The sequence below is a fragment of the Pseudomonas sp. 2822-17 genome (assembly GCF_002742485.1).
In the GTDB taxonomy this organism is placed as follows: domain Bacteria; phylum Pseudomonadota; class Gammaproteobacteria; order Pseudomonadales; family Pseudomonadaceae; genus Aquipseudomonas; species Aquipseudomonas cyclaminis.
Window position 1 is genome coordinate 300,783 of sequence record NZ_LJRZ01000455.1, and the last position, 23,700, is coordinate 324,482.

Genomic DNA, 23,700 nt, shown 5'->3' on the forward strand with positions numbered 1-23,700 from the left:
CTTCGTTATTTCAGAAAATACAAAAGCCGCTGCAGGGCAGCGGCTGGTGCTCGGGGCAGCATCGTCAGATGCCGCATGCCCCGCCGAAGCGGGGCCGCCTGGGTGTTACCCCAAGCATAGTTCTTACTTGATGGTCAGGGCTTCCAGCTTGCCGCTGTTGCCATACACATAAAGCATGTTACCCACGACCAGCGGACGCGCACGCAGGCCGTCGCTGTCGATACGCTCACGACCTACAAAGCGACCGTCCACCTGGCTCAGCAGGTGCAGGTAGCCTTCGAAGTCGCCGACCGCTACGTAGCTGGAAAACACTTCCGGTGCCGACAGCTGACGGCGAGCCAGGGAGTCGTTGCTCCACAACGCGGTGGTGGAACGCTCGTCGACACTTTCAACGGTGCCGGACGCCAGGCTGACGTAGACGCTGCCAAACCCTTGGGCGACACCGGCGTAGCTGGAAGCATCACGCTGCCAGTTAACACGGCCGCTCTGCAGGTCCAGCGCAGCAACGCGGCCCTGGTAGGTGGCGACGTAGAGGGTTTCACCCGACAGCAGCAAGCCACCGTCGATGTCCACTACGCGATCCAACTCGGAACGACCCTGCGGGATGGCCACACGGGTTTCCCAGGCCGGCACGCCGTTCTGGGTGTCCAGGGCGACCACTTTACCGGTCGACAGGCCTGCGACGGCCAGATTGTTGGTCACAACCGGACCACTGGTACCGCGCAGGGTCAATACCGCAGGGGTGCTGTCGTACAACCAGCGCTGGTTGCCGGTAGCGGCATCCAGACCGATGACACGGTCATCCTGGGTCTGCACCACAACGATGTCGCCGTTGGTGGCAGGCGGTGCGAGGACTTCACTGGTCACGCGAGCGCGCCATTTCTCTTCACCGGTGCTGGAATCCAGGGCAACCACTTCGCCCTTCAGCGTGCCGACCATCACCAGGCCGTAACCCACGCCTACGGCGCCGGAGACAGGCAATTCGAGGTCTTTCTTCCACTTCACGTCACCGTTCATGCGATCCATGGAGATCACTACGCCCGTCACGTCAGCGGCCACAATGTTGTCACCGTCGATAGCCGGTACCAACATGTTGTAGGTTTCGCCCTGACCGTCACCGATGGAACGGCTCCACTGCTTTTGCAGGACGACTTCTTCCTTGAAGCTGGTCAGCTCGGCCGGAGGCAGTTCTTTTTTACTGTTGCTGCTGCAACCCGCGGCCAGAACGGCCAGAGCCAGCAATGCTGCATGTTTCCAACGGATCACGTCACGCATCCCCTTTGGCCAAGTCGTCGAGCTTGATTTGTAAGCCACCGACCGCCGCTTCATCAGACAGCGCCGCCTTGGCTTTCTTGTACGCAGCATTGGCTTCGTCGGTACGACCCAATTGGACCAACAGGTCGCCCTTGAGCTCTTCGCGAGTGGCTACAAATGCCTTGTCCGCATCGCCGTCGAGCAGTTTGAGTGCTTCGTCAGCCTTGTTCTGTGCCGCCAATACCTGAGCCAGGCGCTGACGTGCGATTTCACCCAGAGTCGGGTTGGTCGGTTTGTCGGCGATTGCTTTCAGCTCGGTGGCTGCATCATCCAGCTTGCCGGTGTCGACCGCGACTTTCGCGACGAACAGGCTGCCGTATTGGGCGTAGGTGCTACCGCCGAATTCGTTTTTCAGCTTGCCGGCCAGGTCTGCAACCTGTGCAGGGTCAGGCTTGCCGCTTGGCGTCAGGGTGGTTTCCAGCAATTGCTGATAAACGATAGAGGCGCCTTGGGATTGGTTGGCCTGATATTTGGTCCAGGCTTGCCAGCCGAACACCACCACTAAAGCCAGCAGACCGCCAGTAACCAGGGGCTTGCCGTTACGCTGCCACCAGTCCTTGAACTCGGCCAGTTGCTCATCATCAGTACTCGACACCCCAATACTCCTTAATCGCTAAATTCGGCTGTTCGACAGCTTCAACCCTGCACGACGCAGGTGGCCAAGTGCGCAGCGAGCGCATCAAAGGCAATGTTCTGTTGCTCGCCCTGGCCACGCAGGGGTTTGAAACCTATCACTTGCTGGGCAAGTTCGTCATCGCCGAGGATCAGTGCATACAGCGCACCGCTCTTGTCGGCCTTCTTGAACTGGCTCTTGAAGCTGCCAGCGCCAGCATTGACCTGCAGGCGCAGGTTCGGCAATTGGTCGCGTACTTTTTCGCTCAGGGCCAGGGCCGCCAGTTCGGCTGCCTCGCCAAAGGCGCACAGGTACACGTCCACCTGACGGGAAATTTCTTCCGGGATTTGTTCCAGGGTTTCCAGCAGCAAGATCAGCCGCTCGATGCCCATGGCAAAACCCACACCGCTGGTCGGCTTGCCGCCCATCTGCTCGACCAGGCCATCATAGCGACCACCCGCGCACACGGTGCCCTGGGCGCCGAGTTTGTCGGTGACCCATTCAAATACGGTCTTGCTGTAGTAATCGAGGCCACGTACCAGCTTGGTGTTGATCACGAACGGAATACCGGCCGCATCCAGACGAGCCTTGAGGCCTTCGAAGTGAATGCGCGACTCGTCGTCCAGGTAATCGGCCATTTTCGGCGCGTTGACCAGCACGGCCTGGGTGTCGGCGTTCTTGGTATCCAGCACGCGCAGCGGGTTGGTTTTCAGGCGGCGCTGGCTGTCTTCGTCCAACTTGTCCAGATGAGCCGAGAGGTACTCGACCAAGGCCACTTTGTAGCGGCCGCGGGACTCACTGGTGCCCAGGCTGTTGAGCTCAAGCTTGACCGCGTCGCGGATGCCGAGCAGGCCCCACAGACGCCAGGTGAGTACGATCAGCTCGGCGTCTATATCCGGGCCGTCAATGTTGAACACTTCAAGGCCGATCTGGTGAAACTGACGATAACGGCCTTTCTGTGGACGCTCGTGACGGAACATCGGGCCGATGTACCACAGTTTCTGCGGCTGGCCTGCACCGGTGAGTCCGTGCTCAAGCACGGCGCGCACGCACGCGGCAGTGCCTTCCGGACGCAGGGTCAGGGAGTCGCCGTTGCGGTCTTCAAAGGTGTACATCTCTTTTTCGACGATATCGGTCACTTCACCGATGGAGCGCTTGAACAGCTCGGTGAACTCGACGATCGGCATGCGGATCTGCTTGTAACCGTAGTTATCCAGCAGACGTGCGACAGTATTCTCGAAATAGCGCCACAGAGGCGTCTGCTCCGGCAGGATGTCGTTCATGCCACGAATGGCTTGCAGAGACTTGCTCACATCAAATCCTTAAATTCGTTCAGTCAGCCGCGAGCGATCAGCGCTGCGTCAGCTGCAACCTTTTCGGCCGCTTTCTCGCGGATCAGTCTTTCGAGCTCATCCACCAGATTGTCATTCGTTAACTTCTGCGCCGGCTTGCCGTCGATGTAGATCAGGTTCGGTGTACCACCGGTCAAGCCCACATGGGCCTCCTTGGCTTCACCTGGCCCATTGACCACACAGCCAATCACTGCGACATCCAGCGGCACCAGCAGGTCTTCAAGGCGCAACTCCAGGTCGTTCATGGTTTTCACCACGTCGAAGTTCTGCCGCGAGCAGCTCGGGCAGGCAATGAAGTTGATGCCACGGGAACGCAAACGCAGGGATTTGAGAATGTCGTAGCCGACTTTCACTTCCTCTACAGGGTCTGCCGCCAGCGAGATGCGGATAGTATCGCCAATCCCTTCGGCGAGCAGCATACCGAGACCCACCGCAGATTTCACTGTGCCTGAGCGCAAACCGCCAGCTTCGGTGATACCCAGGTGCAACGGCTGTACGATTTCCTTGGCCAGCAGGCGGTAGGCTTCAACCGCCATGAACACGTCGGAGGCCTTTACGCTGACCTTGAAGTCCTGGAAATTCAGGCGCTCAAGGTGCTCAACGTGGCGCAATGCCGACTCAACCAGCGCCGCCGGAGTCGGTTCGCCGTATTTCTTTTGCAGGTCTTTTTCCAGGGAACCGGCGTTGACGCCGATGCGGATCGGAATGCCGCGATCACGGGCAGCGTCCACCACGGCGCGCACACGGTCTTCCCGACCGATGTTGCCCGGGTTGATACGCAGGCAGTCCACACCCAGTTCGGCCACGCGCAACGCGATCTTGTAGTCGAAGTGAATGTCGGCAACCAGCGGCACCTTGACCAGCTGCTTGATGCGGCCGAAAGCCTCTGCAGCGTCCATGTCCGGTACCGAAACCCGCACGATGTCCACGCCGGCAGCTTCCAGGCGGTTGATCTGGGCCACGGTGGCGGCCACATCATTGGTGTCGCTATTGGTCATGCTCTGTACCGCGATGGGGGCGTCGCCACCCACCGGCACCGAGCCGACCCAGATCTTGCGCGATACGCGACGTTTGATTGGAGATTCGCCGTGCATGACTATTGTCCCAACTTGATGCGAGCTGTCTCGCCACTGGTGAACGGCGCCACGTCCACAGGCTGGCCGTTGTAGGCCACTTGCGCGCCACGGGCGAAGCCCAGACGCAGCGTCAGAGGAGGCTTGCCGCCCTGGTCAAGCGTATCTCCCTTGCGCTTCAGACCGCTGAACAACACTTTGCCATTGCCATCGGTGACTTGCGTCCAGCAGTCGGCAACGAAGGTCACTTGTACGCGCCCGTCGCCAGCGATCAATGCTGGGGTGGTAGGCGGTGAAATAGCGGGCGCAGCCGGTGCGGGAGTCGCTGGCGCAGGTGCGACCGGCGTATGGGCCTGGGCAGTTGGTACTGCCGGGGTCGCCGGCGTTACAGGAGCGGGCGCAGCGGCAGTTGCCGCAGGAGCGGTCTCAGGTGTCGGCTGCTCGGTCGCGAGCGGGGCTTCAGACGTGGCCTGGCCCTCGGCAACAGCCTGGTCTTCCGGCTCGTCCAATGGATGGATCTGGGTGGTACCGTCGGCGCTTTCGACTTCGACGTGCTCCATGGCGTTACTGGTCAGGTCCTTGCTGCGCTGGGAGGTCTGGTCTTGCCACCAGACAAACCCGCCGCCGATCACCGCAATCAGCAGCAACAGGCTGACGATTCGCAAAATGGTATGGGAAACGCGCACCGGCTCTTCGATACGACCCAGGCCATGAACACTGCTACCCTGGGAGTCGGTGCCCGTGAACTGGTCGAACTCCTGAACCAGAACGGTCTGGTCGATACCCAGCAATTTGGCGTAGGCGCGGATATAGCCGCGGGCGAACGTGTGCCCAGGCAACTTATCGAACGCGCCGGCTTCCAGATTGCCCAGGGACGTGGTGGTCAAATTGAGCTTGAGGGCCACTTCCGCCAGCGACCAACCATTGCTTTCGCGGGCCTGACGCAAGGTGTCGCCTGGGTTTACGCGATTAGCTGCTACAACTTCCGGGTGCGCCGCTTTCATCATTGCTCCGACAGGTATTGCTGATATTCCGGCGTACCGGGATAGAGTCGTTCGAGTTGCTGGCCAAAATGTGCGGCCGTGTCGCGTTCGTCATGAACGGTCGCCAGGCGCACACCGAGCAATAGACTACGTGCATTTTGCCCGCTGAGCAGGCTAAAACGCGCGTAATAGTCACGTGCCGGCACATAATGCCTGTCTTCGTAAGACAACTCAGCCATTTCGAGCAATGCCCGTGGCTGGCGACTGTTCAGGTGCAGGGCTTTTTCCAACTGCTGACGAGCGCTATCACGCTGGCCAAGACGCATTGAGGTCACCCCGAGGTTCTCGAACACCCGCGAACGCTCTGGATAGAGTGTGTCAGCGGAGGCTTGCTGGAAATAACGGGAAGCCTGGTCATAACGTTTCTGTTCGAACAGGAAGCTGCCGTAATTGTTCAGCAGCCGAGGATCGGCAGGACGGGAGGCCAGTGCCTTTTTGAAATACTGGTCGGCCAGTTCAGGCTCGGCCTGGGCCTGAAACACCAAGGCCAGTGCGGCATTGGCATCGGCGTCGTTGCTGTCCAGCTCAAGGGCTTTTTTCAACGGTACCTTGGCCTGCTCGCTCATGCCCTGCTGCAGGTAGCCCAAGCCCAATTGCACATAGGCAACTCGCGCCTCATCACGGCCTTTACCGGTTTGCAAAGGGCTCTCATGACCCGATGAAACACAACCGGCCGCAAGGCTGGTAACAAGCAGAAGCAGCGCGAGGCGCAAGGGCATAGAGATCCTCTCTCAGATTCGATTCACAGCGATTTGCGGCATCTCGTCGGCGGCATTCAGTTCACGCACGGCGATATAACGTTCGCTGCGACGGGTGCGATCCAGCACCTGTCCTACCAATTGGCCACAGGCGGCGTCGATGTCCTCACCACGGGTGGTGCGTACGGTGACGTTGTAGCCGGCCTGGTGCAGTTGATCCTGGAAACGACGGATGGCGTTGTTGCTCGGCCGCTCGTAGCCAGAATGGGGAAACGGGTTAAACGGGATCAGGTTGATCTTGCACGGGGTGTTCTTGAGCAACTCGATCATCTCGACCGCGTGCTCGACCTTGTCGTTGATGTCCTTGAGCATGGTGTACTCAATGGTCAACACGCGCTTCTCGCCCAAGGTCGCCATGTAGCGCTGGCAGGATTCGAGCAGCATCTTAAGCGGATACTTCTTGTTGATCGGCACCAATTGGTTACGCAATGCGTCATTGGGTGCGTGCAGCGACAACGCCAGGGAGACGTCGATGTGCTTGGCCAGCTCATCGATCATCGGTACCACGCCGGAGGTCGACAGGGTCACACGGCGCTTGGAAATGCCGTAGCCCAGGTCGTCCATCATCAGGTGCATGGCCGCAATCACGTTGTCGAAGTTCAGCAGCGGCTCACCCATGCCCATCATCACCACGTTGGTGATGGCACGGTCGACGGTCGCCGGGACGCTGCCAAAGGATTTGTTGGCAATCCACACCTGGCCGATGACTTCGGCGGCAGTGAGGTTGCTATTGAAGCCTTGCTTGCCGGTGGAGCAGAAACTGCAATCCAGGGCACAGCCTGCCTGGGACGAAACGCACAAGGTGCCACGTTTGCCCTGGGGGATGTACACGGTCTCGACGCAGCTGCCGGACGCCACGCGCACTACCCATTTACGGGTACCGTCGGTGGAGATGTCCTCGCTGACCACTTCGGGACCACGGACCTCAGCAATGGTCTTGAGCTTGTCGCGCAAGGCCTTGCTGACGTTCGTCATGGCGTCGAAATCGTCGACACCAAAGTGGTGAATCCATTTCATTACCTGACCGGCACGGAAGCGCTTCTCCCCGATTGAGTCGAAGAATTTCTCCATTTCCGGCTGGGTCAGACCCAGCAGGTTGGTTTTAACAGTCGATGTAGTCATGGATTCACCCTCACTCTTTAAGCCAATGCTTAGCGAGCGGTTACTTCAGTAGCAGCGAAAAAGTACGAGATTTCGCGAGCAGCGGCAGCTTCGGAGTCCGAGCCGTGTACAGCGTTGGCGTCGATGGATTCAGCGAAGTCAGCACGGATGGTGCCGGCAGCAGCTTCTTTAGGGTTGGTAGCGCCCATCAGCTCACGGTTCAGAGCGATAGCGTTTTCGCCTTCCAGAACCTGAACAACAACAGGACCGGAGATCATGAAGGCAACCAGGTCGCCGAAGAAGCCACGAGCGCTGTGCTCAGCGTAGAAGCCTTCAGCTTCAGCCTTGGACAGTTGCTTGAGTTTCGAAGCTACAACCTTCAGGCCGGCTTTTTCGAAACGAGTGGTGATCTCGCCGATGACGTTTTTTGCAACAGCGTCAGGCTTGATGATGGAGAAAGTACGTTGAACAGCCATGGTGTAACTCCAGAAACGGTAATTTACGAAAAATTAAACCCGCGAATTATACGCGGGTTCAGGGGTATTGCCTAACCTGCCAGGTCGATCAGTCGATTTCTTCGATCCAGAGCTGTTGGACAGCCTCCAGGACCTTCTCGCCACAACGGCCAGAGGCACTGTCGAAATCGGGAAGCTCCATGATCCAGTGCTGGAGATCGACAAAGTTAACGGTCAACGGATTCACATCCGGCTTGGCTTCGGCCAACTCTTCTGCGATGCGTTGTACATCATTCCAACCATAGCTCATGACAGTGTCACCATCAGTGCGGCGCTTCGGCCGCATGGTTAAGCGAATATTTCGGGATTTCGACGGTAATGTCTTCAGTCCCCACTTTCGCCTGACAACTCAGGCGCGACGTCGGCTCCAGACCCCACGCCCGATCAAGATAGTCTTCTTCCAGGTCGTCAGCCTCATTTAGGCTGTCGAAACCTTTACGAATGATGCAGTGACAGGTGGTGCAGGCATTGACGCCGCCACAGGCACTTTCGATCTCGATGTGGTTGTCATGGGCGACGTCGAGCAGGGACTTGCCGGTCTCAGCCTCCACGACCATGCCCTCAGGGCAATGTTCGGCGTGCGGTAGAAAAGTGACCTGCGGCATCAGTTATTCCTCAATTTCATTCAGGTTGCGGCCCGCCAGCGCGGCTTTAACCGTCTGATCCATACGGCGGGCGGCAAAGGCATCAGTCACTTGCGACAAGCGCTTGGTCTGCTGTTCGATGGCGTAACCATCGTTGCCTTTCATCAATTCGGCCAGCTCTTGCATCTGCAGGTCGATGACCATGCGTTCTTCGGCATCCAGCAAGCGCTCGCCGTCGACCTCAAGGGCGCCCTGCACCGCTTCAAGCAGGCGCTGGGCGTCCACTTGCTGCTCGCGCAGCACACGGGCGACCTTGTCGTCACCGGCATACTGGAACGAGTCCTTGAGCATTTTGGCGATTTCGCCGTCGGTGAGGCCGTAGGACGGCTTGACCTGGATACTGGCTTCAACGCCCGAACCCAGTTCACGGGCAGCGACACTGAGCAGGCCGTCGGCGTCGACCTGGAAGGTCACGCGAATCTTCGCAGCCCCGGCAACCATGGCCGGGATGCCACGCAATTCGAAGCGCGCCAGGGAGCGGCAGTCACTGATCAGTTCGCGCTCACCTTGCAGCACATGAATCATCATGGCCGTCTGGCCGTCTTTGTAAGTGGTGAAGTCCTGGGCGCGGGCGACGGGAATGGTGGTGTTACGTGGGATCACCTTCTCCATCAGGCCGCCCATGGTCTCCAGGCCCAGCGACAACGGAATCACGTCGAGGAGCAGCAGTTCGCCACCCTCACGCTTGTTGCCGGCCAAGGTATCGGCCTGGATCGCGGCGCCGATGGCGACCACTTGATCCGGGTCGATTTCGGTCAGCGGTTGGCGACCAAAGGCTTCAGCCACGGCGTCACGAACACGCGGTACACGCGTCGAACCGCCAACCATAACCACCGCACCAACCTCTTCCAGCTCGATACCGGAATCACGTACGGCGCGGCGACAGGCCTTGAGGCTGCGAGCAACCATTGGCTCGATCAAGGCGTCAAAGGCATCCCGCGTCAGCGGGGCCGACCAGCTACCGTAGGAAACGTCAACAGAGGAGGCGTCAGTCAGCGCTTCTTTAGCGGCACAGGCGGTTTGCAGCAGGTTGCGCTGCGCGCCTGGATCCAGATCGGCGGACAAGCCGGCACTTGCAATGATCCAACCTGCGATGGCGTGGTCAAAGTCATCGCCGCCAAGGGCACTGTCGCCACCGGTGGCCAGTACTTCGAACACACCGCCGGTCAGGCGCAGGATCGAAATATCAAACGTGCCGCCGCCCAAATCGTAAATGGCGACCAGGCCTTCGGCGTGCTGATCCAGCCCGTACGCCACAGCCGCAGCAGTCGGCTCGTTGAGCAAGCGCAGCACGTTGAGGCCGGCGAGTTTTGCCGCATCCTTGGTGGCTTGGCGCTGTGCGTCATCGAAATAGGCGGGAACCGTGATCACTGCGCCAACCAGCTCGCCACCCAAGGTGGTTTCTGCACGCTGGCGCAGCACCTTGAGGATATCGGCTGACACTTCCACCGGGCTTTTTGGGCCCTGGACGGTGTCGATGAACGGCATGTGCGATTCGCCACCGACAAAGCGGTACGGCAATTGGTCGCCGAGCTGCTTGACGTCGGACAATCCACGACCCATCAAGCGCTTGACCGACAGTACGGTGTTCAGCGGATCGGTAGACGCCGCCAGCTTGGCCGACTCACCGACTTCGGTGCGATCCGCGTGATAGCGCACGGCCGAGGGCAGGATGACTTGGCCATCAGCGTCGGGCAGCGGCTCGGACAGGCCGCTGCGCACGGCAGCAACCAGGGAATTGGTGGTGCCCAGGTCAATCCCCACCGCCAGGCGGCGCTGGTGCGGCTGAGGGCTTTGGCCGGGTTCGGCGATTTGCAGTAATGCCATGGTAATCAGGTCTTATCTGTCTATCAGGCGTGCATCACGGGCAGCACTGGGTTAATCGTCGAGGCGCTCTTCTAGCTGGCGCACTTCGTAGGTGAGCTTGTCGAGGAACTGCATGCGCCGCATCAGGCGTTCGGCCTGCTCGCGTTGCGCAGCATCATCCCAACAGGCTGCGAAGCTTTCGTTGAGCTCATCCTGGGCCACTTTCAGACGACGCTTGAAGACGGCGACACCGGCCACATCGGCTTCGTCGTGCAGTTCTTCGAGCTCTTCGCGCCACTGCATCTGCTGCATCAGAAAGTCAGGATCATGCACCGTGACTTCAATCGGCAACTCGCCACCGTTCATCGCAAGCAGGTATCGCGCGCGCTTGGGTGGGTTTTTCAGTGTCTGATAGGCCTCGTTGAGGCTGGCCGACTGTTCCAGGGCCTGGCGTTGCTCACGCTCGGAAGCGTCAGCGAAGCGGTCCGGGTGCACCCCACGCGCCAACTCTCGGTAGCGCGTGGCAAGCTGCTCAAGGTCCAGCCGAAAACTCGGCTGCAGCTCGAATAAAGCGAAATGACAAGGAGTACCCACGAGTAGCCTCAGATGTTGAAGCTTTCGCCGCAGCCACACTCACCGCGTACGTTGGGGTTGTTGAACTTGAAACCTTCGTTCAACCCTTCCTTGACGAAATCGAGTTCGGTGCCGTCCAGGTAGGTCAGGCTTTTAGGGTCGATGATCACTTTCTCGCCGTGACTTTCGAACACCTGATCTTCCTCAACCACCTCGTCGACAAACTCCAGCACGTAGGCAAGGCCGGAACAGCCCGTGGTGCGAACACCCAGACGAATCCCCTCACCTTTACCGCGCCCATTCAGGGAGCGGCGAATGTGCTGCGCTGCCGCTTCTGTCATGCTGATAGCCATCGTTGACTCCTTACTCGTCGCCAAATGCTTAGATCAAGCCTTTCTTCTGCTTGTAGTCGCGAACGGCCGCCTTGATGGCGTCTTCAGCGAGTACGGAGCAGTGGATTTTCACTGGCGGCAGGGCCAGTTCTTCGGCCAGCTGGGTGTTGCTGATAGTCACAGCCTCATCCAGGGTCTTGCCTTTCATCCATTCGGTCGCCAGGGAGCTGGAGGCGATGGCCGAGCCGCAGCCGTAAGTCTTGAACTTGGCGTCTTCGATAACGCCAGCTTCGTTGACCTTGATCTGCAGGCGCATCACATCGCCGCACGCCGGGGCGCCGACCATGCCGGTGCCGACATCAGGATCTTCCGCGTTCATCTTGCCGACGTTGCGCGGGTTTTCGTAGTGGTCGATGACCTTTTCGCTGTAAGCCATGGTACTGAATCCTCACTCATCAGGGCCGCTCTGGAACCCTGTAAAAACGTCTGCGTTTACCGCCACGTTCCTACAGAGCTTGGGTGGCGGCTTCTATATTTAGTGTGCCGCCCACTCGATCTTGGAAATATCGACACCGTCTTTGAACATGTCCCACAGCGGCGACAGAACACGCAGCTTGTTGACGGCTTCGCAGACTTTCTGCGCGGCATAGTCGACTTGCTCTTCAGTGGTGAAGCGGCCGAAGGTAAAGCGGATCGAGCTGTGTGCCAGCTCGTCGTTGCGGCCCAGGGCGCGCAGTACGTACGAAGGCTCAAGCGAGGCCGAGGTGCAGGCCGAACCGGACGAAACCGCCAGATCCTTGAGCGCCATGATCAGCGACTCGCCTTCGACGTAGTTGAAGCTCAAATTCAGGTTGTGCGGTACGCGGGCGGTCATGCTGCCGTTGATGTACAGCTCTTCAAGGTTCTCGACCTGCTTGTAGAAGCGATCGCTCAGGGCCTTGATGCGTACGTTTTCGGCAGCCATGTCTTCCTTGGCCACGCGGAAGGCTTCGCCCATGCCGACGATCTGGTGGGTCGCCAGGGTGCCCGAGCGCATGCCGCGCTCGTGACCGCCGCCGTGCATGGTGGCTTCGATACGTACGCGCGGCTTGCGGCTTACGTAGAGGGCACCAATGCCTTTAGGGCCGTAGGTCTTGTGGGCCGAGAACGACATCAGGTCGACTTTAAGCTTGGAGAGGTCGATGTCGACCTTGCCGGTGGACTGGGCAGCATCGACATGCAGCAGAATGCCCTTGGAGCGGGTCAGTTCGCCGATGGCTGCGATGTCGTTGATGGTGCCGATTTCGTTGTTCACGTGGATCACGGAAACCAGGATGGTGTCTTCACGCAGCGCGGCTTCAATCATGGCCGGGGTGACGATACCGTCGGTGGTTGGCTCAAGGTAGGTAACCTCGAAACCTTCACGCTCCAGTTGGCGCATGGTGTCGAGGACAGCCTTGTGCTCAATCTTGGTGGTGATCAGGTGCCTGCCTTTGGTCGCATAGAAATGCGCCGCGCCCTTGATTGCCAGGTTGTCGGACTCGGTGGCACCGGAGGTCCAGACGATTTCGCGCGGATCGGCATTGACCAGGTCAGCGACCTGGCGACGAGCGTTCTCGACCGCTTCCTCGGCTTTCCAGCCGAATACGTGGGAACGGGAGGCCGGGTTGCCGAAGTTTCCGTCAACCAGCAGGCATTCACTCATCTTTTGCGCGACACGCGGATCAACCGGGGTGGTCGCTGAGTAATCAAGGTAAATCGGCAATTTCATGGACTTTCTCCTAAATCAGGCTGGCTGGCGTGCCGTTAGCTCTTCGGCTGTCACTCGACGGCGGACGCTTCAATCTTGTCCAGACGCGGCGCCTTGGTGTTGCAACGGCGCTGGTCCTGACGCTGGGCTACTTCTTGCACCTCACGGCGAGTCACAAGATCAGCCAAGCTGATACCACTCAAAAACTCATGGATCTGCAGGCTCAAGTCACACCACAGATGGTGTGTCAGGCAGGTGTCGCCAGCGTGGCAGTCACCCAAGCCTTGGCATTTGGTCGCGTCGACGGATTCGTTGACCGCATCGATCACCTGAGCCACCTGGATGCCCTGCATATCGCGGGAAAGCTGATAGCCGCCACCTGGCCCACGCACGCTGGAGACCAGATTGCTACGACGCAATTTGGCGAACAGTTGCTCAAGATAGGACAGGGAAATGCCTTGGCGCTCGGAGATATCAGCCAGGGACACCGGCCCAGTTTGCGCGTGCAAGGCCAGGTCGAGCATGGCAGTCACCGCGTATCGGCCTTTTGTAGTCAGTCTCATGGACAATTACCAAGGTGTTTCAGAATGTGGGCAAGTATGCGATTCCCGAGTATTTAAGTCAACTATAAGACCTAGTACTTTAGTCAGGATTACCCGTAAAAAGGGCGCGCGAATCATAGCAGGATGGGGTGGGATCGAACAGCGCAACCAGGCCTGCTGCAAGACCACTGAGCCAATGGAGATCAAATGTGGGAGCTGGCTTGCCTGCGATAGCAGCCTATCAGCTAACTTATAGGCTACTGGCCCACCGCAATCGCAGGCAAGCCAGCTCCCACAAGGGACCGCGCTCAGCCTGCCTTGGTGGTAGCGGCTTCGTCCTTGATTTCAGCAAAATCTTCTTCACGCAGCGAAGGCAAGTCTTTGGCACAGTACGGGCTACCCAACTCCTTCAGCGCGCCGCACATACCGTCCAGCTTGCCGTCCACCGCTTGAAGATGGTCGAGCAACTGACCAATGGCACGAGCGACCGGATCGGGCATGTCTTCGCTGACACCGTAGGCATCGAAGCCGATCTTCTCGGCCATGGCCTTGCGCTTGGCTTCCTGCTCATCGCCCACTTCCGGCTTGACAATGATCCGACCGGGAATACCCACCACGGTGGCACCGGCCGGCACGGCCTTCGTAACCACAGCATTGGAGCCGACTTTGGCACCAGCCCCCACCGTGAAAGGACCCAGCACCTTGGCCCCCGCACCCACCACCACACCATCTTCCAGCGTCGGGTGGCGCTTACCCTTGTTCCAACTGGTGCCGCCCAGGGTCACGCCCTGGTACAGGGTGACGTCGTCACCAATCTCAGCGGTTTCGCCGATAACAATGCCCATGCCATGGTCGATAAAGAAGCGGCGCCCCACCTTGGCCCCCGGGTGAATCTCGATCCCGGTCATCCAGCGACCAAAGTTCGACACCAGCCGCGCCAGCCATTTCCAGCCCATACCCCACAAGGCGCCGGACAGGCGATGGATCCAGATAGCGTGCATGCCCGGATAGCAGGTCAGCACTTCAAAGGCGTTGCGCGCCGCCGGGTCACGGTGGAAAACACTCTGGATATCTTCTCGCAAACGCTCGAACATTTTTAATCCTTCCGCTTAAGAAGCTCGCCACGGGCCGCTTTCTGGGTTTCCGTGAGGATGCCACGCAATATATTCATTTCCGCCCGACTTACCGAGCTGCGTCCGTACAACCGACGCAGGCGCGCCATCAAGTGCCGTGGTTTTTCAGGATCAAGGAATTCGATCGCCACCAGGGTTTGCTCCAGGTGCTCATAGAACCGCTCAAGTTCGTCCATGGTGGCCAGTTCGCCACTCTTGGTCGAAGCAACCTCTTCCTTCTCCATTTTGCTTGGCTGGCCGGCAGCCGCCAGCCACGCCATGCGCACTTCGTAAGTCAGCACCTGCACCGCCGCCCCGAGGTTCAGCGAACTGAACTCAGGGTCTGATGGGATGTGCACGTGGTAGTGACATCGCTGCAGCTCCTCATTGGTGAGGCCAGAGTCTTCACGACCAAACACCAAAGCGATTTCTGCGCCACCAGCCGCCTCTTCCACCACTTTGTTGCCGCACTCACGGGGATCCAACAGCGGCCAGGGGATACGACGGTCACGGGCGCTGGTACCGAGCACCAGGTTGCAGCCGACCAAGGCATCCTCCAAGGTGGCCACGACCTGGGCTTTTTCAAGGATGTCATTGGCACCGGATGCGCGGGCATCGGCCTCGTGATGCGGAAACACGCGCGGCTCAACCAGCACCAGGCGCGTCAGCCCCATGTTTTTCATGGCTCGCGCCACCCCACCGATATTGCCGGGATGACTGGTATTGACCAAGACGACACGAATGTTTTGCAGCAAGGGAGGCGCTCTCGGACACGGGAAAGGGGAGCAAATCTTACAGAACCGCCTAAGGTTATGCCACGAAAGCTAACGTCGTCCTTCACCTGAAGAAAGTTTCTGCTAGAATGCCCGGCTTTCTTTAACAACCTTAGGTGACACATCCATGCAGCCCATGCTGAATATCGCGCTGCGCGCCGCCCGCAGCGCCAGTGAATTGATCTTCCGCTCCATCGAGCGCCTGGATACCATCAAGGTCGACGAAAAAGACGCCAAGGATTATGTATCCGAGGTGGACCGCGCCGCCGAACAGAAAATCATCGACGCGCTGCGCAAGGCCTACCCTACCCACGGCATCCTCGGCGAGGAAACCGGCCTGCACAAAGGCAGCGGCGAAGGCGAAGACTACCTGTGGATCATTGACCCACTGGATGGCACCACCAACTTCCTGCGCGGCATCCCGCACTTTGCCGTCAGCATCGCGTGCAAATACCGTGGTCGCCTGGAACATGCCGTCGTCCTGGACCCGGTTCGCCAGGAAGAATTCACCGCCAGCCGTGGCCGTGGCGCCCAGTTGAACGGTCGCCGCCTGCGTGTCAGCGGCCGCACCAGCCTGGACGGCGCCCTCCTGGGTACCGGCTTCCCGTTCCGTGACGACCAAATGGACAACCTGGAAAACTACCTGGGCATGTTCCGCGCCCTTGTGGGCCAGACCGCCGGTATCCGTCGCGCCGGCGCCGCAAGCCTGGATCTGGCTTATGTTGCTGCCGGTCGTTTTGATGCGTTCTGGGAGTCGGGCCTGTCCGAGTGGGATATGGCTGCAGGCGCCCTGCTGATCCAGGAAGCCGGCGGTTTGGTGAGCGACTTCACCGGCGGTCACGACTTCCTGGAAAAAGGCCACGTCGTTGCCGGCAACACCAAATGCTTCAAGGCAGTGCTGACGGCGATCCAACCGCACCTGCCGGCTTCGCTGAAGCGCTAAGCGAGCGAGCACAAAAAAGCACCCCAAGGGGGTGCTTTTTTATGCCCGGGATTTGAGCCAGACCCATGCATCAGCAGCAACACTTAACAAATGTGGGAGGGGGCTTGCCCCCGATTGCAGTGGGTCAGCAAATAACTGGCTGACTGATCCACCGCTATCGGGGGCAAGCCCCCTCCCACATTTTGAAGCTCACAAGCGTTGAGGCCTGTGCCAGACTCAGATTACTGCTGGTTCTGACCGAGTATCAGACGACCCTCTTTGTCCACTGGAATCTGACCACCCGGATCACGATCCATGCGCACCGAACCTTCCTTGCCGTCAAGGTTGTAACGCACGTCATAACCAACAACCTTGTCGCTGATATCGTTGACGGTGTTACAACGGGTTTGCGTGGTGGTGTAGGTATCACGGTTCTGCATGCCTTCCTGAACCTTGTTACCGGCGTAACCACCGCCGACGGCACCGGCTACAGTGGCCAGCTTCTTACCGTTACCCCCACCGATCTGGTTACCCAGCAAGCCACCCGCCAGGGCGCCAACCACGGTACCGGCAATCTGATGCTGGTCCTGTACCGGACGCTGACGCGTCACGGCGACGTCCTTGCAGACTTCACGAGGGGTCTTGATCTGGGTTTTTACCGGCTGCACTGCCAGCACTTGCGCATACTCAGGGCCGCTTTTTACCAGGCTGTAGGTGGCGACAGCACCCCCGGCAGTCACACCGACAGCACCCAATACCGCACCAACCAGTAACGACTTGTTCACGTTGAACCTCCTGACCATCACAAACGGACCGAAAGATCCGCGCTATACCCAGCCTTGGAGCAAAAAAAAAGGCACGAGTTCAATACTCGTGCCTTTCTTGTAACAGCAGATCAACAAGCACCCATCAAGGGCGGTCGTCGACCTCCTTGCCAGTCGCGGCCGGAGGGATCAAGTCTTCGCTGTTGAGGTTCAGCCAGATCAGCACCACGTTGGCGATGTAGATCGACGAGTAGGTACCCGCCAGAACGCCAATGAACAGCGCCAGGGAGAAGCCCCACAGGTTGTCGCCACCGAAGATCATCAGCGCAGCGATCGCCAACAAGGTGGAGATCGAAGTCGCCATGGTCCGCAGCAGCGTCTGGGTCGTGGAGATGTTGATGTTCTCGATCAACGTCGCCTTGCGCAGTACTCGGAAGTTCTCACGAACCCGGTCGAATACCACGATGGTGTCGTTGAGGGAGTAACCAATGATCGCCAGCACAGCAGCCAGTACGGTCAGGTCGAAGGTGATCTGAAAGTACGCCAGAATACCCACGGTCACGATCACGTCGTGGATCAGCGAAACAATGGCGCCGACACCGAACTTCCACTGAAAGCGGAACGCCAGGTAGATCATGATGCCGACCAGCGCCATCAGCATGCCAAGGCCGCCCTGGTCGCGCAGTTCTTCACCCACTTGCGGACCAACGAACTCGACGCGCTTGACCGATGCCGGGTTATCGCCGCCAACCTTCTGCAAGGCCTCGGCAACCTGGTGACCCAATTGCGGGTCTTCGCCTGGCATGCGCACCAGCAGGTCGGTGGTCGCACCAAAGCTCTGCACGACGGCTTCGTGATAACCAGCCTTGACCAGTTCGTTGCGCACCAGGGTAACGTCGGCCGGCTTCTCGTAGGTCAGCTCGATGAGCGTACCGCCGGTAAAGTCCAGACCGTAGTTCAGGCCCTTATGGAACCAGCTGAACAACGCCAGAACGGTAAGGAGCACGGTGGCGCCGAACGCAATATTGCGAACGCCCATGAAGTTGATTGTACGTAACATGGCAGCCCCTTAAATCCACAACTTCTTGAAGTCACGCCCGCCAAAGATCAGGTTGACCATTGCGCGGGTCACCATGATGGCCGTGAACATCGAGGTAAAGATACCGAGGGACATAGTTACCGCAAAACCTTTGACCGGGCCGGTGCCCATCGCAAAGAGAATCCCGCCGACCAACAGAGTGGTCAAGTTGGAGTCGAGAATTGCAGTAAATGCCCGGCCGAAGCCTTCGTTGATTGCGCGCTGTACGGTCATGCCCGCCGCGATCTCTTCACGAATCCGCGAGAAGATCAGTACGTTGGCGTCAACCGCCATACCCATGGTGAGCACGATACCGGCAATGCCCGGCAGGGTCAGTGTTGCGCCCAGCAGCGACATCAGAGCCAGCAGCATCACCATGTTGCCCGCCAAAGCGACGGTGGCGATGACGCCGAAGAAGCGGTAGATGGCGATGATGAACAGCGAGACGAACAACATGCCCCACAGCGCAGCATCCACGCCTTTGGTGATGTTGTCCGCACCCAGGCTCGGGCCGATGGTACGTTCTTCAGCGAAGTACATCGGTGCCGCCAGGCCACCAGCACGCAGCAGCAGTGCCAGTTCCGAGGATTCACCCTGGCCGTTCAGGCCAGTGATACGGAACTGAGCACCCAGCGGCGACTGAATAGTCGCAAGGCTGATGATCTTCTTCTCTTCCTTGAAGGTCTGCACCGGCACGTCTTTCTCGACGCCGTTGACGACCTGCTTGGTGTAGGTGGTGACAGGACGCTGCTCGATGAAGATCACCGCCATGCTGCGACCGACGTTGCTGCGCGTGGCGCGGCTCATCAGTTCGCCGCCATGACCATCCAGGCGGATGTTCACCTCAGGCGTGCCGTGCTCGCCGAAACCGGCCTTGGCGTCAGTTACCTGGTCACCGGTGATGATCAAGCCACGCTCGATCTGCGCCGGTGGACGGTTGCCTTCGCGGAACTCGAATTCCTCGGAAGTGGCGCGAGAAGCACCTGGCTCAGCCGCAAGGCGGAATTCCAGGTTGGCGGTTTTACCCAGGATACGCTTGGCTTCAGCCGTGTCCTGCACGCCTGGCAGCTCAACCACGATGCGGTTTGCGCCCTGGCGCTGAACGATCGGCTCAGCCACACCCAGCTCGTTGACGCGGTTACGTACCGTGGTCAAGTTCTGCTTGATGGAGTACTCGCGGATTTCCGCGATCTTGGCCGGGCTCATCGCCAGACGCAGTACAGCCTGACCATTCAGGTCAGCCGGTACGATGTCGAAATCGTTGAAGTTCTTGCGGATCAGCGCACGGGCCTGTTCGCGGGAAGCTTCATCGGAGAAGCCCAGCTGGATGGCACCGTTAAGCTGCGGCAGGCTGCGATAACGCAGCTTCTCTTTACGCAGCAGGCTCTTCACGTCGCCTTCGTAGACTTTCAGGCGCGCGTCGAGGGCTTTGTCCATGTCGACTTCCAACAGGAAGTGCACACCACCGGACAAGTCCAGACCCAGCTTCATCGGGTGCGCGCCAATGCTGCGCAGCCATTGTGGCGTGGTCTGTGCCAGGTTCAGTGCAACGACGTAGTCGTCACCCATGGCCTTGCGCACGACATCTTTTGCCGGCAATTGGTCTTCTTGCTTGGTCAGGCGCAACAAGCCGCCCTTCGCACCAGCTGCCAATGTTGCCGCTTTAACCTGGATACCCGCATCGGTGAGCGCTTTGCTCGCGCGGTCCAGATCAGCCTGGTTGACCTGCAACGAAGTGCTGGCGCCAGTGATCTGGATCGCCGGGTCATCAGGATAGAGATTGGGAGCGGAATAAATAAAACCGATCGCCAGCACCGCCAGGATCAGTACGTATTTCCACAGAGGGTATTTGTTCAGCATCACGCCGCCCGCTTATAACGCGGGGCGCCTTGCGCGCCCCGTCGATTGGTAAAGGTTGTTACTCAGATCGCTTTGAGCGTGCCTTTTGGCAGCGTGGCGGCGATGGCGCCTTTCTGGAACTTCATTTCTACGGTGTCGGAGACTTCCAGAACCACGAAAGCGTCGGAAACCTTGGTGATCTTGCCGGCGATGCCGCCAGTGGTCACAACTTCGTCACCTTTTTGCAGGCTGCCGAGCAGGTTTTTCTGCTCTTTGGCGCGCTTGGCCTGTGGACGCCAGATCATCAGGTAGAAGATGACCAGGAAGCCGACCAGGAAAATCCACTCGAAACCACCGCCCATAGGACCGGCAGCGGCAGGGGCAGCGGCGTCAGCCATGGCGTTAGAGATAAAAAAGCTCATTTAGCACTCCAGTTGCAAATAGTGAATCTTAGGGTCGGGAAACTCAGTCCAAGGGCGGCACAGGGAGCCCGCGCTTGGCATAGAAGGCATCGACGAAGGCGGCCAATGTACCCTGTTGAATAGCCTCGCGCAAACCAGCCATCAGGACTTGGTAATGACGCAAATTGTGGATGGTATTCAACATGCTACCCAGCATTTCCCCGCATTTGTCCAGATGGTGCAGATAAGCACGGGAGAAGTTCTGGCAGGTGTAGCAATCACAGGTGGGATCCAGCGGCGAATCATCATGGCGATGGAACGCGTTACGGATCTTCAGCACGCCTGTATCGATGAACAGATGCCCATTGCGGGCATTACGGGTTGGCATCACGCAATCGAACATGTCCACACCGCGGCGCACACCCTCTACGAGATCTTCCGGTTTGCCAACGCCCATAAGGTAACGAGGTTTGTCAGCAGGCATCAGGCCTGGCAAGTAGTCCAGCACCTTGATCATCTCGTGCTTGGGTTCGCCTACCGACAAACCGCCGATGGCCAGACCATCGAAGCCGATTTTGTCGAGGCCTTCCAGCGAGCGTTTACGCAGGCTTTCGTGCATGCCGCCCTGGACGATACCGAACAGCGCGGCAGTGTTGTCCCCGTGGGCGTTCTTCGAACGCTGGGCCCAACGCAGGGACAGCTCCATGGAAATTCGTGCGACGTCTTCGTCGGCCGGGTACGGCGTGCATTCGTCGAAGATCATCACAATGTCGGAGCCCAGGTCACGCTGCACCTGCATGGACTCTTCGGGGCCCATGAATACTTTGGAGCCGTCCACCGGCGAGGCGAAGGTCACGCCCTCTTCCTTGATCTTGCGCATGGCGCCCAGGCTGAACACCTGGAAACCACCGGAGTCGGTGAGGATCGGGCCTTGCCACTTCATGAAGTCATGCAGGTCGCCATGCTTCTTGATCACTTCCGTGCCCGGGCGCAGCCATAGGTGGAAGGTGTTGCCGAGGATGATTTCGGCACCGGTGGCGACGATGTCGCGAGGCAGCATGCCCTTGACGGTGCCGTAGGTGCCAACCGGCATGAACGCCGGGGTCTCTACGGTGCCGCGCGGGAAGGTCAGGCGACCACGACGGGCCTTGCCGTCGGTGGCCAATAATTCAAACGACATACGACTCATAAGGTTCCCTCTGGGCCGCGTGGCTCCGGATTGCGGGTGATAAACATCGCATCACCGTAGCTGAAAAAACGGTATCCATTGTCGATGGCAGCCTGGTAAGCGGCCATGGTTTCGGGATAACCGGCAAATGCCGACACCAGCATCAATAGCGTGGATTCCGGCAAATGGAAGTTGGTCACCAGGCAATCGACAACATGAAACGGCCGGCCTGGGAAAATAAAGATATCGGTGTCGCCACTGAATGGCTTGAGCACGCCGTCGCGTGCCGCACTTTCCAGGGAGCGCACGCTGGTGGTGCCCACCGCCACCACACGCCCTCCACGCGCCTTGCACGCAGCGACCGCATCGACCACAGCCTGACTGACTTCCAGCCATTCGCTGTGCATATGATGGTCTTCGATGTTATCCACACGCACCGGCTGAAACGTGCCGGCCCCCACGTGCAGGGTCACATAGGCGGTCTCGACGCCCTTGGCGGCAATCGCGTCCAACAACGGCTGATCAAAATGCAGCCCGGCAGTCGGCGCAGCTACTGCACCGAGGCGCTGGGAGTAAACCGTCTGATAACGCTCACGGTCCGAATCTTCATCAGGTCGGTCGATGTACGGAGGCAACGGCATATGGCCGACACGCTCCAACAGGGGCAACACTTCTTCGGCGAACTTGAGTTCGAACAGTGCGTCATGACGCGCGACCATTTCAGCTTCGCCACCGCCGTCGATGAGGATGCTTGAACCTGGCTTCGGCGATTTACTGGAGCGCACATGGGCCAGGACGCGATGAGTGTCGAGCACACGCTCCACCAGAATCTCCAGCTTGCCGCCGGAAGCCTTCTGGCCAAACAGCCGTGCCGGAATCACCCGGGTATTGTTGAACACCATCAAGTCACCTGGGCGTAAATGCTCAAGCAAATCAGTGAATTGACGGTGTGCGAGGGCACCGCTGACCCCGTCCAGGGTCAGCAGTCGACTGGCGCGACGCTCGGCCAAAGGGTGGCGAGCGATCAGCGAATCAGGCAGTTCAAAAGTAAAGTCAGCAACGCGCATGATGGGGTTCGTCTAGCAGGGCCCGGAAGTCTAGCGGAAATAGTGAAAATAGACCATGAAACGTGATTGACCAACGGTAATCTCATCTCTATACTTCGCCGCCATTGAGCCCTGATGGCGGAATTGGTAGACGCGGCGGATTCAAAATCCGTTTTCGAAAGGAGTGGGAGTTCGAGTCTCCCTCGGGGCACCATCTTAAAGAAAGACCTTGAATTTCAAGGTCTTTTTTTTCGTCTGCAAAAAAGTAAAAAACTTTCGCCAGGGGCCGCATAACCACTCAGAAGGCAAGATCAAGCGAAACCCACCCCCAAGATAGTTACAAACCTTAAAAGCCAGTGAGCGCGCTTAGGAACCGCGAGAGTCTTGTGATGACATAGCCTCCCCTTCTCCCCCTATCAGCACACATAAGCAAACGAGCGAACCTTGACTTGAATATGGTCAACCTCACCTACCGTATTGCCGTGGTATGAAGTCAGGTATCCGAGTCGGAACCAGGTTACCAACAGGGCAAGCATGGCTTCTTCAATCAGTTTATCGTCGTACTTCATGATCGCTGCTCCGCTCGTTCTTTGAATTCAAAGTAAACCCTGCCGACCATCAAGATGGACAGCACGTTGCGATACCGGCGAGCCGTTCCAGGACAATAAAGCTTCGCAATCCTCAACCGAAGACGCTGTCGGCAGCCACGCATATTTTGCGCCTCGACAACCTTGCGTCGCGCATGTGCCCAACAGCCTAAACGTTCGACACCGGATTACACAGCCAAGGCGTTCTCGGTCATCAGGTAGCCACGATAGCTTTCGAGCAAGCGCTACGGAACCTCGTGCGCCCGGTTAGTCGAGTAGTCAAACATGATAACGGGCTGATTCGGCTGCCCGTTGGCTTGCATCCACATCCAGGATTGGCTGGTCGGCTCTCGACCCAGTTCTATCATCACCTGGACCCGCGTTTCGTCACAGTGGATCACCCAGCGCGCCGAGGTTTGGCGTGGAATATCGACGCCGTGGCGACACAGCACTTCGTTCATGTTTTGCGCGAGCGAACATTTGCGAACTTTTCGACCGCCCAAAACAAAACCCCATCTGCTTTCGCAAATGGGGTTTCGGAATTTAATCTTGACGATGACCTACTCTCACATGGGGAAACCCCACACTACCATCGGCGATGCATCGTTTCACTAC

The 23,700-nt window shown here is 58.7% G+C and carries 26 protein-coding genes, 1 tRNA gene and 1 pseudogene; 2 read left to right on the plus strand and 26 right to left on the minus strand.

The genetic code is table 11. The features are described from left to right. Positions 1–123: 123 nt before the first annotated feature. The 18 genes from bamB to trmJ all read right to left on the minus strand — a co-directional run bounded on the left by bamB (position 124) and on the right by trmJ (position 15,262). Positions 124–1,275, minus strand: a complete 1,152-nt coding sequence (gene bamB, locus AOA60_RS18080; protein ID WP_099585610.1) for an outer membrane protein assembly factor BamB — start codon at positions 1,273–1,275, stop codon at positions 124–126. Next, positions 1,268–1,909, minus strand: a complete 642-nt coding sequence (locus AOA60_RS18085; RefSeq protein ID WP_099585611.1) for a YfgM family protein — start codon at positions 1,907–1,909, stop codon at positions 1,268–1,270. The genes bamB and AOA60_RS18085 overlap by 8 nt, the downstream gene beginning before the upstream one ends. Positions 1,910–1,950: 41 nt before the next feature. After that, positions 1,951–3,240: a histidine--tRNA ligase gene (hisS, locus tag AOA60_RS18090; RefSeq protein ID WP_099585612.1), complete on the minus strand. Its 1,290-nt coding sequence runs from the start codon at positions 3,238–3,240 to the stop codon at positions 1,951–1,953. A gap of 23 nt (positions 3,241–3,263) precedes the next feature. Continuing rightward, positions 3,264–4,373 (minus strand): flavodoxin-dependent (E)-4-hydroxy-3-methylbut-2-enyl-diphosphate synthase, encoded by a 1,110-nt coding sequence (gene ispG, locus AOA60_RS18095; RefSeq protein ID WP_099585613.1) that lies wholly within the window; start codon positions 4,371–4,373, stop codon positions 3,264–3,266. A gap of 2 nt (positions 4,374–4,375) precedes the next feature. Then, positions 4,376–5,356 (minus strand): RodZ family helix-turn-helix domain-containing protein, encoded by a 981-nt coding sequence (locus AOA60_RS18100; protein WP_099585614.1) that lies wholly within the window; start codon positions 5,354–5,356, stop codon positions 4,376–4,378. After that, positions 5,356–6,114, minus strand: coding sequence for a type IV pilus biogenesis/stability protein PilW (gene pilW, locus AOA60_RS18105; RefSeq protein ID WP_099585615.1), 759 nt, complete (start codon positions 6,112–6,114; stop codon positions 5,356–5,358). The genes AOA60_RS18100 and pilW overlap by 1 nt, the downstream gene beginning before the upstream one ends. 12 nt (positions 6,115–6,126) lie before the next feature. Further along, positions 6,127–7,275, minus strand: coding sequence for a 23S rRNA (adenine(2503)-C(2))-methyltransferase RlmN (gene rlmN, locus AOA60_RS18110; protein ID WP_099585616.1), 1,149 nt, complete (start codon positions 7,273–7,275; stop codon positions 6,127–6,129). A gap of 29 nt (positions 7,276–7,304) precedes the next feature. After that, positions 7,305–7,730 carry a nucleoside-diphosphate kinase gene (gene ndk, locus AOA60_RS18115; protein ID WP_003175956.1) on the minus strand — a complete coding sequence of 142 codons (426 nt, stop codon included), beginning with the start codon at positions 7,728–7,730 and terminating at the stop codon, positions 7,305–7,307. Between the two features lie 88 nt (positions 7,731–7,818). After that, entirely contained in the window at positions 7,819–8,019 is a 201-nt protein-coding gene (gene iscX, locus AOA60_RS18120; RefSeq protein ID WP_078734574.1) for a Fe-S cluster assembly protein IscX, read from the minus strand. 13 nt (positions 8,020–8,032) lie between these two features. After that, positions 8,033–8,374 (minus strand): ISC system 2Fe-2S type ferredoxin, encoded by a 342-nt coding sequence (fdx, locus tag AOA60_RS18125; protein ID WP_099585617.1) that lies wholly within the window; start codon positions 8,372–8,374, stop codon positions 8,033–8,035. A 3-nt stretch (positions 8,375–8,377) separates the two neighbouring features. After that, the gene (hscA, locus tag AOA60_RS18130; protein ID WP_099585618.1) at positions 8,378–10,240 is read right to left on the minus strand and encodes a Fe-S protein assembly chaperone HscA; all 1,863 of its coding nucleotides are present in this window, start codon (positions 10,238–10,240) and stop codon (positions 8,378–8,380) included. A gap of 51 nt (positions 10,241–10,291) precedes the next feature. After that, positions 10,292–10,813, minus strand: coding sequence for a co-chaperone HscB (gene hscB / locus AOA60_RS18135; RefSeq protein WP_099585619.1), 522 nt, complete (start codon positions 10,811–10,813; stop codon positions 10,292–10,294). 8 nt (positions 10,814–10,821) lie between these two features. Continuing rightward, on the minus strand, positions 10,822–11,145 hold the full coding sequence (gene iscA / locus AOA60_RS18140) for an iron-sulfur cluster assembly protein IscA (protein ID WP_003209680.1): 324 nt from the start codon (positions 11,143–11,145) through the stop codon (positions 10,822–10,824). A 28-nt stretch (positions 11,146–11,173) separates the two neighbouring features. Then, positions 11,174–11,560, minus strand: a complete 387-nt coding sequence (gene iscU / locus AOA60_RS18145; protein WP_003209682.1) for a Fe-S cluster assembly scaffold IscU — start codon at positions 11,558–11,560, stop codon at positions 11,174–11,176. A 99-nt stretch (positions 11,561–11,659) separates the two neighbouring features. Further along, positions 11,660–12,874, minus strand: a complete 1,215-nt coding sequence (locus AOA60_RS18150; protein WP_099585620.1) for an IscS subfamily cysteine desulfurase — start codon at positions 12,872–12,874, stop codon at positions 11,660–11,662. A 50-nt stretch (positions 12,875–12,924) separates the two neighbouring features. After that, a complete protein-coding gene (iscR, locus tag AOA60_RS18155; RefSeq protein WP_003194020.1) occupies positions 12,925–13,416 on the minus strand; it encodes a Fe-S cluster assembly transcriptional regulator IscR in 492 nt (163 codons plus the stop codon). Between the two features lie 287 nt (positions 13,417–13,703). Continuing rightward, positions 13,704–14,489 (minus strand): serine O-acetyltransferase, encoded by a 786-nt coding sequence (gene cysE / locus AOA60_RS18160; RefSeq protein ID WP_099585621.1) that lies wholly within the window; start codon positions 14,487–14,489, stop codon positions 13,704–13,706. 2 nt (positions 14,490–14,491) lie between these two features. Further along, positions 14,492–15,262, minus strand: coding sequence for a tRNA (cytosine(32)/uridine(32)-2'-O)-methyltransferase TrmJ (trmJ, locus tag AOA60_RS18165; protein WP_099585622.1), 771 nt, complete (start codon positions 15,260–15,262; stop codon positions 14,492–14,494). Between the two features lie 145 nt (positions 15,263–15,407). Between trmJ and suhB the strand changes: the two genes are divergently transcribed. Next, positions 15,408–16,223 carry an inositol-phosphate phosphatase gene (gene suhB / locus AOA60_RS18170; protein ID WP_003175971.1) on the plus strand — a complete coding sequence of 272 codons (816 nt, stop codon included), beginning with the start codon at positions 15,408–15,410 and terminating at the stop codon, positions 16,221–16,223. A gap of 221 nt (positions 16,224–16,444) precedes the next feature. Here the strand turns inward: suhB and AOA60_RS18175 are convergent, their stop codons facing one another. The 6 genes from AOA60_RS18175 to queA all read right to left on the minus strand — a co-directional run bounded on the left by AOA60_RS18175 (position 16,445) and on the right by queA (position 22,519). After that, on the minus strand, positions 16,445–16,987 hold the full coding sequence (locus AOA60_RS18175) for a glycine zipper 2TM domain-containing protein (protein ID WP_003175972.1): 543 nt from the start codon (positions 16,985–16,987) through the stop codon (positions 16,445–16,447). A 124-nt stretch (positions 16,988–17,111) separates the two neighbouring features. Beyond that, positions 17,112–18,026, minus strand: a complete 915-nt coding sequence (secF, locus tag AOA60_RS18180; protein ID WP_099585623.1) for a protein translocase subunit SecF — start codon at positions 18,024–18,026, stop codon at positions 17,112–17,114. Positions 18,027–18,035: 9 nt separating this feature from the next. Continuing rightward, positions 18,036–19,904 (minus strand): protein translocase subunit SecD, encoded by a 1,869-nt coding sequence (gene secD, locus AOA60_RS18185; RefSeq protein ID WP_099585624.1) that lies wholly within the window; start codon positions 19,902–19,904, stop codon positions 18,036–18,038. A gap of 62 nt (positions 19,905–19,966) precedes the next feature. Continuing rightward, positions 19,967–20,305: a preprotein translocase subunit YajC gene (yajC, locus tag AOA60_RS18190; RefSeq protein ID WP_003175975.1), complete on the minus strand. Its 339-nt coding sequence runs from the start codon at positions 20,303–20,305 to the stop codon at positions 19,967–19,969. Positions 20,306–20,348: 43 nt separating this feature from the next. Continuing rightward, on the minus strand, positions 20,349–21,464 hold the full coding sequence (gene tgt, locus AOA60_RS18195) for a tRNA guanosine(34) transglycosylase Tgt (RefSeq protein WP_003175976.1): 1,116 nt from the start codon (positions 21,462–21,464) through the stop codon (positions 20,349–20,351). Positions 21,465–21,469: 5 nt separating this feature from the next. Further along, a complete protein-coding gene (gene queA, locus AOA60_RS18200; RefSeq protein ID WP_099585625.1) occupies positions 21,470–22,519 on the minus strand; it encodes a tRNA preQ1(34) S-adenosylmethionine ribosyltransferase-isomerase QueA in 1,050 nt (349 codons plus the stop codon). 108 nt (positions 22,520–22,627) lie between these two features. Here queA and AOA60_RS18205 point away from each other — a divergent pair. After that, positions 22,628–22,712: transfer RNA gene (locus AOA60_RS18205), tRNA-Leu, on the plus strand. A 202-nt stretch (positions 22,713–22,914) separates the two neighbouring features. Here AOA60_RS18205 and AOA60_RS32690 read toward each other — a convergent pair. Both AOA60_RS32690 and AOA60_RS18210 read right to left on the minus strand, forming a co-directional pair. After that, complete coding sequence (locus AOA60_RS32690; protein ID WP_158235039.1) at positions 22,915–23,067, minus strand: hypothetical protein; 153 nt, start codon at positions 23,065–23,067, stop codon at positions 22,915–22,917. Positions 23,068–23,162: 95 nt separating this feature from the next. Then, positions 23,163–23,537: pseudogene (locus AOA60_RS18210) on the minus strand (transposase); the annotation flags it as partial. Positions 23,538–23,700: the final 163 nt, after the last annotated feature.

Excerpts from the sequence above, each read along its gene's own strand:
- fdx (WP_099585617.1), bottom strand. The coding sequence starts at position 8,374 with ATGCCGCAGGTCACTTTTCTACCGCACGCCGAACATTGCCCTGAGGGC.
- iscU (WP_003209682.1), bottom strand. The coding sequence starts at position 11,560 with ATGGCTTACAGCGAAAAGGTCATCGACCACTACGAAAACCCGCGCAAC.
- ndk (WP_003175956.1), bottom strand. The coding sequence starts at position 7,730 with ATGGCTGTTCAACGTACTTTCTCCATCATCAAGCCTGACGCTGTTGCA.
- cysE (WP_099585621.1), bottom strand. The coding sequence starts at position 14,489 with ATGTTCGAGCGTTTGCGAGAAGATATCCAGAGTGTTTTCCACCGTGAC.
- queA (WP_099585625.1), bottom strand. The coding sequence starts at position 22,519 with ATGCGCGTTGCTGACTTTACTTTTGAACTGCCTGATTCGCTGATCGCT.
- suhB (WP_003175971.1), top strand. The coding sequence starts at position 15,408 with ATGCAGCCCATGCTGAATATCGCGCTGCGCGCCGCCCGCAGCGCCAGT.
- hscA (WP_099585618.1), bottom strand. The coding sequence starts at position 10,240 with ATGGCATTACTGCAAATCGCCGAACCCGGCCAAAGCCCTCAGCCGCAC.
- iscR (WP_003194020.1), bottom strand. The coding sequence starts at position 13,416 with ATGAGACTGACTACAAAAGGCCGATACGCGGTGACTGCCATGCTCGAC.
- tgt (WP_003175976.1), bottom strand. The coding sequence starts at position 21,464 with ATGTCGTTTGAATTATTGGCCACCGACGGCAAGGCCCGTCGTGGTCGC.
- ispG (WP_099585613.1), bottom strand. The coding sequence starts at position 4,373 with ATGCACGGCGAATCTCCAATCAAACGTCGCGTATCGCGCAAGATCTGG.
- AOA60_RS32690 (WP_158235039.1), bottom strand. The coding sequence starts at position 23,067 with ATGAAGTACGACGATAAACTGATTGAAGAAGCCATGCTTGCCCTGTTG.
- iscX (WP_078734574.1), bottom strand. The coding sequence starts at position 8,019 with ATGAGCTATGGTTGGAATGATGTACAACGCATCGCAGAAGAGTTGGCC.
- rlmN (WP_099585616.1), bottom strand. The coding sequence starts at position 7,275 with ATGACTACATCGACTGTTAAAACCAACCTGCTGGGTCTGACCCAGCCG.
- pilW (WP_099585615.1), bottom strand. The coding sequence starts at position 6,114 with ATGCCCTTGCGCCTCGCGCTGCTTCTGCTTGTTACCAGCCTTGCGGCC.
- yajC (WP_003175975.1), bottom strand. The coding sequence starts at position 20,305 with ATGAGCTTTTTTATCTCTAACGCCATGGCTGACGCCGCTGCCCCTGCC.
- bamB (WP_099585610.1), bottom strand. The coding sequence starts at position 1,275 with ATGCGTGACGTGATCCGTTGGAAACATGCAGCATTGCTGGCTCTGGCC.
- secF (WP_099585623.1), bottom strand. The coding sequence starts at position 18,026 with ATGTTACGTACAATCAACTTCATGGGCGTTCGCAATATTGCGTTCGGC.
- secD (WP_099585624.1), bottom strand. The coding sequence starts at position 19,904 with ATGCTGAACAAATACCCTCTGTGGAAATACGTACTGATCCTGGCGGTG.
- AOA60_RS18100 (WP_099585614.1), bottom strand. The coding sequence starts at position 5,356 with ATGAAAGCGGCGCACCCGGAAGTTGTAGCAGCTAATCGCGTAAACCCA.
- iscA (WP_003209680.1), bottom strand. The coding sequence starts at position 11,145 with ATGGCTATCAGCATGACAGAAGCGGCAGCGCAGCACATTCGCCGCTCC.
- AOA60_RS18150 (WP_099585620.1), bottom strand. The coding sequence starts at position 12,874 with ATGAAATTGCCGATTTACCTTGATTACTCAGCGACCACCCCGGTTGAT.